Annotated in this window: 9 protein-coding genes; 6 read left to right on the forward strand and 3 right to left on the reverse strand. The window is 68.5% G+C overall.

Translation table 11 applies throughout. From position 1 onward, the window contains the following. Nucleotides 1-2 precede the first annotated feature (2 nt). The 3 genes from VMT40_RS27910 to VMT40_RS27920 form a co-directional block, all read right to left on the reverse strand. Complete coding sequence (locus VMT40_RS27910; protein ID WP_326361823.1) at nucleotides 3-1,064, reverse strand: hypothetical protein; 1,062 nt, start codon at nucleotides 1,062-1,064, stop codon at nucleotides 3-5. A 1,023-nt stretch (nucleotides 1,065-2,087) separates the two neighbouring features. Next, nucleotides 2,088-3,257 (reverse strand): SPFH domain-containing protein, encoded by a 1,170-nt coding sequence (locus VMT40_RS27915; protein ID WP_326361825.1) that lies wholly within the window; start codon nucleotides 3,255-3,257, stop codon nucleotides 2,088-2,090. Nucleotides 3,258-3,370: 113 nt separating this feature from the next. After that, complete coding sequence (locus VMT40_RS27920) at nucleotides 3,371-4,621, reverse strand: glycosyltransferase 87 family protein (RefSeq protein ID WP_326361827.1); 1,251 nt, start codon at nucleotides 4,619-4,621, stop codon at nucleotides 3,371-3,373. Between the two features lie 188 nt (nucleotides 4,622-4,809). Between VMT40_RS27920 and VMT40_RS27925 the strand changes: the two genes are divergently transcribed. The 6 genes from VMT40_RS27925 (at nucleotide 4,810) to VMT40_RS27950 (ending at nucleotide 12,434) form a co-directional block, all read left to right on the forward strand. Beyond that, a complete protein-coding gene (locus VMT40_RS27925; protein ID WP_326361829.1) occupies nucleotides 4,810-5,721 on the forward strand; it encodes a LysR family transcriptional regulator in 912 nt (303 codons plus the stop codon). A 258-nt stretch (nucleotides 5,722-5,979) separates the two neighbouring features. Further along, nucleotides 5,980-7,128, forward strand: a complete 1,149-nt coding sequence (sfnG, locus tag VMT40_RS27930; protein WP_326361831.1) for a dimethylsulfone monooxygenase SfnG — start codon at nucleotides 5,980-5,982, stop codon at nucleotides 7,126-7,128. Further along, the gene (locus tag VMT40_RS27935) at nucleotides 7,125-8,372 is read left to right on the forward strand and encodes an acyl-CoA dehydrogenase family protein (RefSeq protein WP_326361833.1); all 1,248 of its coding nucleotides are present in this window, start codon (nucleotides 7,125-7,127) and stop codon (nucleotides 8,370-8,372) included. Before sfnG ends, VMT40_RS27935 begins: the two co-directional genes overlap by 4 nt. After that, nucleotides 8,369-9,802 carry an LLM class flavin-dependent oxidoreductase gene (locus tag VMT40_RS27940; protein WP_326361834.1) on the forward strand — a complete coding sequence of 478 codons (1,434 nt, stop codon included), beginning with the start codon at nucleotides 8,369-8,371 and terminating at the stop codon, nucleotides 9,800-9,802. Before VMT40_RS27935 ends, VMT40_RS27940 begins: the two co-directional genes overlap by 4 nt. Then, nucleotides 9,799-11,172: a styrene monooxygenase/indole monooxygenase family protein gene (locus VMT40_RS27945; RefSeq protein WP_326361835.1), complete on the forward strand. Its 1,374-nt coding sequence runs from the start codon at nucleotides 9,799-9,801 to the stop codon at nucleotides 11,170-11,172. The genes VMT40_RS27940 and VMT40_RS27945 overlap by 4 nt, the downstream gene beginning before the upstream one ends. Nucleotides 11,173-11,225: 53 nt before the next feature. Next, nucleotides 11,226-12,434, forward strand: a complete 1,209-nt coding sequence (locus tag VMT40_RS27950; protein ID WP_326361837.1) for an SfnB family sulfur acquisition oxidoreductase — start codon at nucleotides 11,226-11,228, stop codon at nucleotides 12,432-12,434.

Below are 12,434 nucleotides of genomic sequence, written 5' to 3' on the forward strand. Positions count from 1 at the left end.
TTTCAACGATGAGTGGTGGGATGCGGCGGGGCGACGGTGGTGTGGCCCGGCCCGGTCGGATGTGCCGGGGTGTGATGACCGCGGGTCGCCGCGTAGATGCCGATGATCGTCGCGATGATCGCGAGCACCGCCAGGATGGCGGCGATGATCTTCACCTTGCTCCACGGCCGGTCGCCGGACACCTCGCCGGTGAGGCCGTTGATGTACACCTGGTAGGGCTGGTTCATGTACATGACCGTGAGCAGCCAGATCGGCAGCAGCAGATGCTTGTACGCCAACCAGTTCCACGAGGTGTTCAACTGGTGAATACGCTGGTGATCGCCGCCGATATCGGCGCGCACACTGGATTCGATGGCGGCCTCGATCCGCTGCTGCGCCTCCGGGAACGACTCCTCGGCATCCTTGTCGTAGGTGCGGCACAGGTGTCCCGCCACGAATTCCGGTGAATAGGCCCGCGCCCGCTCCACCGGCCACGGCTCCAGCGCGCGAATCCTGTTGCGATTCAAATTGTCATTGGCCAGCACCGGCAGGTCCGCGAACTCATTGCCGACCTCCCCCGCCACCGGATACCAGCGGGTCCGGGTCTCGTAGATGGGATCCCCATCCTCATCGGTCCCGACCCGCACCTGATAGTCGTCGCCGCGCTCACCCTGATACCAGCTGGCGGTATCCGCGTCATAGGTGAAATACGCGGTATAGAGACTCGAGAACGCCCCAACCCGCTTGAACTTCTTGAAATTAGACGGCGCGAACCACCGCCCCGAAACCCACTTCTCGACAAGCTCCCGAGCCTGCTTCTCCCCCACCAGAAACGGCACCACCCCGTCCACTGGCAGCCGGGCAGGCGCATTGTGCACATCATCCCGCTGAATCGGCGTAGCGCAATACGGGCACTTGGTAGCGGTGAGCGTCCCGGTGAACCCGGTCGTGCCACCGCAGTTCTGGCACTTCACCTCCCGCTCCCCGGTCACCTGCGGCCCGGCCTGCCCGGCCTGCATCTCCCGCAACGCGGCAATGGCAGGCCCCAACTCGCGAGCCTGCACCGGCACATCCGGCGCGCTCACCGGCGACCGATTCCCACAACTCGGACACAACAAATCCTGCCCCACCGGATCGAACACCAACTGCGCCCCGCAGGACGCACACGGATAAGTCCGAGTCAACTCCGTCCGATGCAACATGGCCCGATCCGGCACAACCGGATCCCGCTGCCCCGGAACCACTTCCGCAGCGGGCCCGGCAGACTCCGCCTCCCCCGGCACAATGACCGGGGCCACGACGACGGCCTGCGGCATCGCACCCATCGGCGCTTGCCCCGATTGATTCGGCCCGGGCACCGCGGTCCCCGGCAACGGCGGCGGCCCGACCGGCCGCCCCTGCGCCGGAAGCGGCGGCGGCGCAACCACTCCCGCACCTCCTCCCGCCTGCGGCGGAGGTGTGGACCGACCCTGCGGCGGAAGCGGGGGCGGCGGAACCACTCCCGCGCCGAGAGGCGGCCCGGCTGGGGCAGCGGACGCCTGCGGCGCTGGGGATGTCATGCCGGGACCTGGATAGGTACCTTGCGCCCCCGTCGGCAGCGGCGGCGTCACCGGACCCGCGGTGTCACGGCCTTGCGCGGCAAGCGGTGGCGGGGCCAGAGATGACCTTTGCGGTGGAAGGGATGGAGGCGCAACCTCTCCCGACCCTGCCGTAGGCGCAGCAGTTGGGACTGCCGTGACCGATTGGCGGGGAAGCGGCGGCGGCACAGGTGATCCCGGTCCTGCCGGTGGGGCGGGTGGCCACTGACTGTAGGGCGCGGGTTGGGGGTGCCCGGTGGGGGGCTGCGGTGTCCATGGGCGGGGTTCGGCCGTCTGGGCGGGAGCCGGGTCGCCGCTCGGAAGTGGGGGTGGGCCGGAGGGGTGCGGGGAATGGTTGTCGTTCATTGGGGCTCACTCGGTGTGGCGGAGTCGGGTCGCGCCGTGGGGCGGATGGGGTGGGGCACCGAGTCGAGGGCAGCGTGAATCACCGATCGCGGGGTCGTGGCTCGCGATCGGTTATTCGGGTGTCGCTGTCGGTCGGCCGGGCTCGGGATGTGGTGACGCGGGACGCTATCGGGGCGGCAGGGGCGGCGGGTTGCCCGGCAGGGGGAAGAGGTTTTGGAGGGCGGGGACGGAGATGGCGGGTTCCCAACCCGCCATGCCCTCGGTCCAGACGTTGGTGTCGCGCTGGAGCTGGCCGGACGAGACGTATTGGCGCAGTTGGTCGATGGTGAACGGGCCCGCGGCCTGGCCGCCGTTGTCGAAGTGGAACTGCTGCTGGCCCGGGAGCGGCGGCGGGGCCGCCTGCTGGGGCGCGGCGGGCTGCTGCGGCTGGGCGTAACCCTGCTGGGGCTGCTGGGCGAAGGTGCCCTGCATGGCTCCGGCCATTTGGCCACCCAGCACCACGCCCATTCCGGCCTGCATGGCGGCTCCCATTCCGCCGCCGGGGTTCTGGGCGGCGGCGAGCATGGCGTCGGCGGCCTGCATCTGCTGGTAGCGGTTGAGGTCGACATTGTTCATGAAGCCGCCCGCCTCGACGCCGCGCGCGACGCCGCGGGTCATGGCCTGCTGGATCTCCTCGGGCAGCGAGATCGTCATGGTGACGCCCTCGACCCCGATGCCGAAGCCGGACAGCCGCTGATTGACGAATTCGCCCAGCTTGCCGGACAGTTCGACCTGGCGGCCCTGCAGATCGATGGCACCCAGACCCGACGCGAGGACCATGTCCGAAAAGGCCAGTGCGACATTGCCGCGCAGTTGCTCACTGAGCACGTCGGCGTCCACCTCGGCATTGGTGCCGATCATCTGACGCAGGAACACCTCGATGTCGGTGACCCGCACGTTCGCGGTGCCATTGGCGCGGATCTGCACCATGCGGAAGTCGGGGTCACGCACGGTGACCGGTTGCGGTGTGCCCCAGCGCATATCGGTGACCGCGCGGGTATTGACGTAGTACACCTCCGACCGGAACGGCGAGTTGAACCCGTGCCGCCACCCCTGCAGGGTGGACATGATCGGCATGTTCTCGGTGGTCAGCGTGTAGTGCCCCGGCCCGAACTTGTCGGCCAACTGCCCCCGGTACACGAAGACGGCCTGCTGCCCCTCCCGGACGATCAGCTCCGCACCGTTCTTGATCTCGTTCTCGTAGCGGGGAAACCGCCAGGCGAGCATGGTGCGGGTGTCATCCAACCATTCGATGATGTCGACGAATTCGCCGCGGATCATGTCGAACAGGCCCATTAAGTTCTCTTCCTCCCTCAGGGCGTACGCCCAACCCGGCCGAGTATGGCACGGGTAGCTGACGCGCACGGTTCACGTAGCTATCGCAGCGAACCACACGAATCGTTAATGATTCATGAAGGAGTGTCGGCCACGCGAATCGCTCGTCGCGTACCGAACAGGAAGAGCACCACCAACAACACGCTGAACCACACGTACGTGTTGCCGATGAAGTGCTGCCAAGGCGTCCAATGGGTTTCGCGGTGTTCGCCGTCGGGCAGGTAGTTCTGGGGGCCGATCACGAAGATGGCGGTGGTGACGGCGGTGACCAGGTACCACCAGGCGGCGGTGCGTGCGGGCAGCCGGGTCGCGTAGCCGAGCATGCCCAGCAGGGCCGGGGCGATCCAAATCCAGTGGTGCGACCAGGAAATCGGGGACACCAAGAGGGTGAAGACGGCATTGATCGAGAGCGCCAGCGGCGGGTAGTCGGCGGCGCGGCGCATGGCGGGCACCACCAGCGCCAGCAGGGCGGCGCTCAGGACCAGCCACAGGATGGTGAGCAGCGGCTTGTGAACCTCGAAGCGCGACAGCACCGCTTGAATCGACTGGTTGGTGTGGAAGGCCGAACCGCTCAACCCTGACACATTGCCCATCCCGCCGAACCAGTACTTCACCGACGCGTGCGGCAGGACGACGAAGGTGAGCGTGGTCGCCACCGCACCGGTGATCGCGGCCGTCGCCGCGGCCTTGTAGTCGCGCCGAATCAGGAAGTAGAGGATGAACGCCGCGGGCGTCAGCTTCACCGCGGCCGCGATGCCGATCAGCATGCCGCGCCGCCATCGCGGCTTCTCCGCCAGACAGTCGGCCACCACCAGCACCATCAGCAGCAGGTTGACCTGACCGAAGTCCAGCGTCGAATGCGTCGGTTCCAGCAGCAGCCCCAGCGGCGTGGCGCACGCGGTCACCCACAGCGCGAGCCGCTCCCGGCTCTCCCCCGGCCACACCCGCCGCGCCACCAGGTAGAAGGAGATCGCCAACGCGATCACCGAGGTCACGAAGAACCCGCTGCGCGCCAGTTCCCAGGGCAGGAACGCGAAGGGTGAGAGCACCAGCGCCGCGAACGGCGGATAGATGAACGGCAGCCCGATCCCGATGGTGGTCTGCGGCAACGACCCGTACATGTCGCCGCCGTGCCAGAGCGTCTGCACGCCCAGCCGGTACACCTGGAGATCGATGAACCCGCCGGTGATGCGCGTGAACGGCCACACGGGCAGCAGCAGACACAGCGCGGAGAAGCCCACACAAATCGCCGGAACCAGCCACATGACCCGCCCCAATCGGCGGTCCGGCACCTTCGGCACTGCAACAGCGGTCAAACCAGTCATCCGCGACCACTTTATCGGCGACCCTCCCCGGCCGTACACCCGCATCGGCCGATCCCGTCGAAGACGCGCCGACGCGATGGTCCGGGCACGGGTCAGGACTCTCGGTGAGCACAACCCTCGTGGGACCGCTCGGGTGCACACACACTGGCGGGTAGTGCGGAGGTTGCCGACGGCTTCGGAAGGTGATCATGCGGATCGAGCAGCTCGAGTATGTCCAGGCGGTGACCCGATTCGGGTCGCTGCGGCGGGCCGCGGAGGAGCTGCACCTGTCGCAGCCCGCTTTGAGTGAGACCTTGCGGAATCTGGAGCGGGAGCTCGGGGTCGAGTTGCTGGACCGGCGGCGGTCGGGGGCCCGGATCAGCGGTCAGGGCCGGGAGTTGCTGCCCCACATCGCCCAGGTGCTCGAGGCCGTCGACCGGCTCAAGAAGGCGGCCGACGATCAGCATCGGGTCTCGCGGATGGTCCGGGTGGGGACGGTGAACGCCGCGACCGCCGCGCTGGTGCTGCCGACGATCCGGGAATTCCGCGGCGCGTATCCCGAGACGCAGGTGGAGGTGGTGGAGGCGCAGCAGGCCGAGATTCATCGGGCGCTGCGGGAGGGCAGTTTCGACCTCGGTTTGGTGAACTACCTGCGCGGTGACGATCTGACCCCGGAGTTCCATACCACCGAACTGCTCTCGGGACGGCCGGTGGTGTGCATGCGGCCGGACAGTCCGCTCGCCCAGCTGTCCGCGATCGGTGTCGAGGATCTGCTCGCCGAGCCGTTGATCGTCATGCGGTCGGGGTATGTGATGCATCGATTCGTCAACCGTCTGCTGAATGGGCGGCATCCGTTGTTCTCGTATTCCACCGACGGCGCGGAAATGGGAAAAATGATGGTGGCCCAGGGTTTGGGCGTCACCGTGCTCCCCGATTACAGCATTATCGGTGATCCACTCGTGCACAGTGATTCGATCACGTGGCGTCCGCTGGACTGCCGAGTGTCCGAGGTATTCCTGGTGGCGCAGCAGCGCAAGTCCGGCGTGCCGCCCTTCGCGGCCCGCGCCCTGCACGAGTTGTTGGTGAGACGGGCCGGGGCACTCGATTCCACGGCCGCGTGAGCCGCCTCCGACCGCCGCTCGAAAGGCGTGCGCACATGGTAGGGAAACCCGATCGCACCATCGAACCTGCCTGGTGGACAACCTATTTCGGCGATCATAGACTCGCCACCATGACAGCCGTTTCGCTCACCCGGCGGCGGCATCTGGACTTGATGCGCATCGCCGGACCGGGTTGTTCCCGCTGAGGATTCTCCGACCGCGCGCCCATTTCGCCGCGCGGGAACCCACCCCCTTTTCTTCCGACCCGATGGAGCACCTGTGTCTACGGATCATGAAAACGACCATCTCGCAGAACCTTTGAAATTCGCGTATTGGGTGCCGAATGTGAGCGGCGGACTCGTCGTCAGCACCATCGAACAGCGCACCGACTGGAGCTACGACTACAACCGGAAACTGGCCGTGCTGGCCGAGAACAATGGCTTCGACTACGCGCTGACCCAGGTGCGGTACATGGCCAGTTATGGCGCGGCCTATCAGCACGAGTCGACCAGTTTCAGTCTCGCCCTGCTGCTGGCCACCGAACGGCTCAAGGTCATCGCGGCCGTCCACCCCGGGCTGTGGCAACCGGCGGTGCTGGCCAAACTGCTGGCCACCGTCGATCACCTGTCCGGCGGACGCGCGGCGGTGAACGTGGTGAGCGGCTGGTTCAAGGGCGAGTTCACCGCGCTCGGGGAGCCGTGGCTCGAACACGATGAGCGCTACCGCCGTTCGGAGGAGTTCATTCGCGTGCTGCGCAAGAGCTGGACCGAGGACGAGGCGCAGTTCGCGGGTGACTTCTACCGGCTGCGGGGTTTCGATCTGAAGCCGAAACCCCTCGCTGCGCCGGACCGCCCGCACCCGGAGATCTTCCAGGGCGGCAATTCCACGGCGGCGCGTGCCATGGCCGGGCGGGTGTCGGACTGGTATTTCAGCAATGGCAAGGACTTCGACGGCATTACCGAACAGATCACCGAGGTGCGGGCCGCGGCCGCCGAGCACGCTCGCACGGTGCGCTTCGGGCTCAATGGATTCCTCATCGCCCGCGATACCGAGGCCGAGGCGCGCGACACGCTGCGCGAGATCATCGCCAAGGCCGATCCGGAGGCCGTGGAGGGATTCCGCGGCGCGGTGCAGCAGGCGGGCAACGCCACCGGCGACAAGCGCGGCATGTGGGCCGACTCCAGCTTCGAGGATCTCGTGCAGTACAACGACGGGTTCCGTTCGAAGCTCATCGGCACGCCCGAGCAGATCGCGCGGCGCATCATCGAGTACAAGAAGCGCGGGGTGAACCTGCTGCTGCTCGGATTCCTGCATTACCACGAGGAAGTCGAGTACTTCGGTAAGCACGTGCTGCCGATCGTGCGCGAGCTGGAGGCCGAACTGGCCACCGGCGCGGGCACTCCGGAGCCGATCGGAGCCGCACGATGACCGTGGTGCGTCCGACGACCATCACCGACGCCGAACTGGACGCGATTTTCGGGCCGATCTTCGACCGTATCGCCGAGGGTGCGGTGGACCGCGAGATTGATCGGCGGCTGCCGTTCGAGGAGGTCGGCCTGCTGCGCGAGGCGAAGTTCGGCGCGCTGCGCGTACCGGTGGAGTTCGGCGGCTACGGGGTGACGGTGCGGCAGCTGTTCCGGCAGCTCATCGCCTTGGCCGCCGCGGAATCGAATCTGCCGCAGGCCTTGCGGGTGCACTTCTCCTTCGTCGAGGATCAGCTGCTGGCCGACCCCGGCCCCGAGCGCGAGCACTGGTTGCGCGCGGTGGTGGCGGGAACACTGGTGGGCAATGCCATCACCGAGCCCGGCGTCGGCGCGGTCGACCGCTACCGGACCCGCCTGACGCGCGACGGCGAGCGGTGGCGGCTCAATGGGACGAAGTACTACAGCACCGGGTCGCTGTACGCGGATTACATTCTGGCCGCGGCCGATCGGGACGGGGAGCGCGTCGGGGTGCTGGTGGACGCGACGGCCGAAGGTGTGCGCCAGCACGATGACTGGGACGGTTTCGGGCAGCGGCTCACCGCCAGCGGCACCACCGAATTCACCGATGTCGTGGTGACCGAGGACCGCATTCTCGGTCCGGGATACGGTGCGCCCGGCCCCACCTACGCCACGGCCTATCTCCAGCTGGTGCAGTTGTCGGTGCTCGCCGGGATCGCCCGCCGCGCCGAACGCGATGCCCGCGACTGGGTTTCGGCCCGCACCCGCGGCTACACCCACTCCGCCGCGGACCTGCCCCGCCGAGATCCCCTGGTGCAGCAGGTGATCGGACGGCTCTCGGCCGCCGCGTTCGCCGCCGAGGCCAGCGTGCTCGCGGTCGCCGACGTGCTGGACGAGGTGCTGGCCGCGGGTGCCCGGGACGAAACGCTCGTAGTGGCAGCCGAACTCGCGGCCGCGCGCGCCCAACTCGCGGTCATCGACCTGGTCCTGCCCGCGACCACACTGCTGTTCGAGGTCGGTGGCGCGTCCGCGGTGTCGGAGCGGCTGCGGCTGGATCGGCACTGGCGCAATGCCCGCACCGTCGCGGTGCACAATCCGGCCATCCAGAAGGCGCGCGCCATCGGCGACCATCTGCTCAATGGCACCGACCTGCCGTTCGCGTGGAGCGCGGGCGAGCGCCCCGCCACGCAGACTCCAGGGGCTCCGCAGGATCCGGAGGCGCGGTCATGACCCGCCGGATTCGGTTCAACGCCTTCGACATGAACTGCGTGGCCCACCAATCCCCCGGCCTGTGGCGCCACCCCGAGGACCAATCGCACCGCTACAAGGAGCTCGGCTACTGGACCGAGCTGGCGAAACTGTTGGAGCGCGGGCGATTCGACGGCATCTTCATCGCCGACGTGCTGGGCACCTACGACGTGTACGGCGGCGACGACAGCGCCGCGCTGCGGCAGGGTGCGCAGATTCCGGTGGCCGATCCGCTGCTGCTGGTCTCGGCCATGGCGGCGGTGACCGAGCATCTCGGGTTCGGCATCACCACCGGCACCGGATTCGAGCATCCGTATCCGTTCGCCCGGCGGCTGTCCACCCTCGACCATCTCACCAACGGGCGGCTGGGCTGGAATGTGGTGACCGGCTATCTGCCCTCGGCCGCACGCAATTTCGGCGCGGACGATCAGCTCGATCACGACGAACGCTACAACCGGGCCGACGAATACCTCGAGGTGCTCTACAAGCTGTGGGAGGGCTCATGGGAGGACGACGCGGTGGTCCGCGACGCGGCGCGCGGCGTCTACGTGGATCCGGCCAAGGTGCATCACATCGGGCATTACGGCGAGCACTACACCGTGCCGGGCATCCATCTGTCCGAGCCGTCGCCCCAGCGGACACCGGTGATCTATCAGGCCGGTGCCTCGCCGCGCGGTGTGCGCTTCGCCGCCGAGAACGCTGAGGCCATCTTCGTCGCGGGACCCTCCAAACGGGTACTGGCGCAGACGGTTTCCCGGATCCGGGACGCGCTCCAGGCCGCGGGCCGCGACCGCTCTGCCGCCCGCATCTATGCGCTGGCCACCATCATCACCGACGCCACCGACGAAGCCGCGCGCGCCAAACACGAGGAGTACCTGTCCTACGCGAGTGTGGAGGGCGGGCTGGTGTTCATGTCCGGCTGGATGGGCATCGACCTGTCCACCTATGACCTCGACGACCCGATCGGGCAGGTGCAGAGCAACGCCATTCAATCCGCGGTGGCCGCGTTCCAGGAATTCGACGACGACGGCCGGGAGTGGACGGTCCGCGATATCGGCCGGTGGGCAGGCATCGGCGGCATGGGCCCGGTCTTCGTCGGCTCGGGCCACACCGTCGCCGATCAGCTCCAGGAGTGGGTGGCCGACACCGACCTGGACGGCTTCAACCTGGCCTACGCCATCACGCCCGGCAGCTTCGAAGACATTGTGCGCCACGTCGTTCCGGTGCTGACCGACCGCGGCGCGTACGCCACCGACTATGTTCCCGGCACCCTGCGCAACGCCTTGTTCGAGGCCGGGGACCGCCTACCGCTCGACCATCGCGGCGCGAGCTATCGCCTCGGCGGCGCGCGTTCGACCGTCTTGCCGGATACACCTTCGAACTCCTTGACCGGAAGGGAGATCCACGCATGACCTCCACCAACTCCACCCGTTCGGCCGTTGTGATCGGGGCCGGGCAGACCGGCGTCACCGCGGCGCTGGGCCTACTCGACGCCGGATTCGAGGTCACCCTCTACAGCGACCGCGACCAGCGCGCGCTGCGCGATGACGTCCCGGCCACCGGCACCGCGCTCGAATTCGGCGAGACCCAGCAGGCCGAGGCGGCGCTCGGACTCGACACCTACACCGCGCGGGCACCCCGGCACACCGGACTCAGCGTCCGCATCGCCGGACCCGAGCGCGAGGAATTGATCGCCTTCGACGGGCATTTCGAGGGCTATGCGGGCGTCGCGGTCGATACCCGGCTCAAGGCGGACGAGCGGCTCACCTCCTTCCAGGGGCGCGGTGGCCGGTTCGTCGTCGAGCAGGTGACGCCCGAGCGGCTCGATTCCCTCGCCGCCGCAGCGGATCTCACGCTCGTGGCCACCGGTCGCGGCGGACTGTCCGAGCTGTTCGAGGTCGACCCCGCCCGCTCCCCCTATGCCACGCCGCAGCGTTCGCTGCTCACGGTCACCGTGACCGGGCTTGGTCACGACGAGTCGGTGTTCGCCCATCGCAGCCGCGCGGGCGGTGCGCACAGCGGCTTCTCCATCTTCGCCGACCAGGGCGAGGGCTGGTGGGGGCCGTACCTGCACAAGGACGCGGGCCCGAGTTGGGCGTTCCTGGGTTGGGCGCGACCCGGCAGCGAGTGGGAGAAGCGTTTCGCCGCCGCCGATTCCGCCGAGTCCGCGCTGGGGATCGTGCGCGGGCTGTACCGCGACTACATCGACTGGGACCTGCCCGAGGTGGAATCCGCCCGGGTGATCACCGAGGACCCGCATTCGTGGTTGAAAGGCGCTGTCCGCCCGGTCGTTCGGTCCGGCGTCGGGCATACGGCGGGCGGCCACGTGGTGGCCTCGCTCGGCGACACCTCGGCCGCCTACGATCCCATCGCGGGTCAGGGCGCGCAGAGCGGACTGATCCAGGCGCAGCGCCTCGTCGCGGCCGCCGCCGTCCACGACGGGCCGTTCGACGAACGATGGATCAGCGAGCAGTACCGGGCCTTCCTCGCCGCGCGCGGCGACGCGGCCAACCGGGTCACCCGCCTGTTCCTCGGCGATCCCGAATTCGCCGACATCGGCGGTCAGCTCTTCGCCGCGGCCGCGGTGCAGCCGCGCTTCGCGTCCGCGCTCGTCGGACTGTTGCACCGGCCGCAGCCGTTCCTGGGCGTCGATTCACTCGCGGCGGCAGGGGATTTCATCACCGAGGTCACCGGCGAGGACGCGGCCGAGGTGCTCGCCCGCTTCGAACCCGCCGGGCGCTTCGAACGTTCCGCCTTCAACGCCAGCCTCGCCAGCGCCTGAGCGCCAGGAAAGGGAATCACCGTGAGCACGACCGGAATCGATGGGGGTGGACCATGACGCAGATCGCGGTGCCGTCGGTGACCGCGCACGTGATCGCCGACGCCGCCGAGGCGTTGGCGGTCGCGGCGCGGCTCGCCGATCGCTTCGCCGCGGGTGCGGCCGAGCGCGACGCGCGACGGCAGTTGCCGCGTGCCGAGCTCGACGAGCTGTCGGCCAGCGGGCTGCTCGCCATCACGGTGCCGCGCGCCCACGGTGGCGCGGAGGTGTCGACTTCCGTTGCGGTGGAGGTTTTCCGGCTGTTGGCCGCGGCCGACCCCAATATCGCGCAGATTCCGCACAGTCACTTCGTGTATGTGAACGCGCTGCGGCAGAACGGGAGTGCGGAACTCCAGCGCCTGCTGTTCGCGGAAGTGTTGGCGGGCAAGCGGTTCGGCAATGCGCAGTCCGAGGCGGGCACCAAGCACGTTCAGGACTACCGCACGCGGCTGCGCGCCCATCCGGATGGCGGCTTCGTGCTCGACGGGGTCAAGCACTATTCGACCGGTGCCCTGTTCGCGCACTGGATTCCGGTGCTGGCCAAGAACGACGCGGATCAGATCGTGGTCGCCTATGTCCCGGCCGACAGCGACGGGCTCACCGTCGTCGACGACTGGGACGGCATGGGTCAGCGCACGACCGCCAGCGGGACGGTGCGGCTCGAGGGCGTGCGTGTACCGGCGACCCACGTGGTGCCGCACCATCTCACGTTCACCGGACCGCAGCTGTACGGGGCCCGTGCACAGGTCCTGCACACCGCGATCGATGCCGGGATCGCCCGCGGCGCGCTCACCGAGGCGGTCGAATTCGTGCGCACCCGCAGCCGCCCGTGGTTCGAGGCCGGTGTCGAGCGCGCGCACGAGGATCCACTCACCGTGCAGCGGTTCGGCGAACTGGAGGTCACCGTCCGCGCGGCCGAGGCGCTGCTGGGTGTCGCGGGCCAGGCCATCGATCGCGCCCAGGCCGATCTGGACGATGACAGCGCGGCCGCCGCCTCCATCGCCGTGGCCACCGCCAAGGCGGCCGCCGACCGGGCCGCGCTCGAGGTGACCAATGCCCTGTTCGAGGTCTCGGGCACCCGGTCGGCACTGGATTCGCTGAATCTGCACCGGCATTGGCGCAATGCCCGCACCCATACCCTGCACGATCCGGTGCGCTGGAAGCTCCAGCACATCGGCCGCTACCTCCTCACCGGAACGCCGCCGCCGCGGCACGGTGTCCTCTGA

The organism is Nocardia sp. CDC160 (assembly GCF_035818795.1).
In the GTDB taxonomy this organism is placed as follows: Bacteria; Actinomycetota; Actinomycetes; order Mycobacteriales; family Mycobacteriaceae; genus Nocardia.

Bases quoted from the DNA above. Each gene is read 5' to 3' on its own strand.
- VMT40_RS27915 (WP_326361825.1), bottom strand. From the start codon at position 3,257: ATGGGCCTGTTCGACATGATCCGCGGCGAATTCGTCGACATCATCGAA.
- VMT40_RS27920 (WP_326361827.1), bottom strand. From the start codon at position 4,621: ATGACTGGTTTGACCGCTGTTGCAGTGCCGAAGGTGCCGGACCGCCGA.
- VMT40_RS27925 (WP_326361829.1), top strand. From the start codon at position 4,810: ATGCGGATCGAGCAGCTCGAGTATGTCCAGGCGGTGACCCGATTCGGG.
- VMT40_RS27935 (WP_326361833.1), top strand. From the start codon at position 7,125: ATGACCGTGGTGCGTCCGACGACCATCACCGACGCCGAACTGGACGCG.
- VMT40_RS27940 (WP_326361834.1), top strand. From the start codon at position 8,369: ATGACCCGCCGGATTCGGTTCAACGCCTTCGACATGAACTGCGTGGCC.
- VMT40_RS27945 (WP_326361835.1), top strand. From the start codon at position 9,799: ATGACCTCCACCAACTCCACCCGTTCGGCCGTTGTGATCGGGGCCGGG.
- VMT40_RS27950 (WP_326361837.1), top strand. From the start codon at position 11,226: ATGACGCAGATCGCGGTGCCGTCGGTGACCGCGCACGTGATCGCCGAC.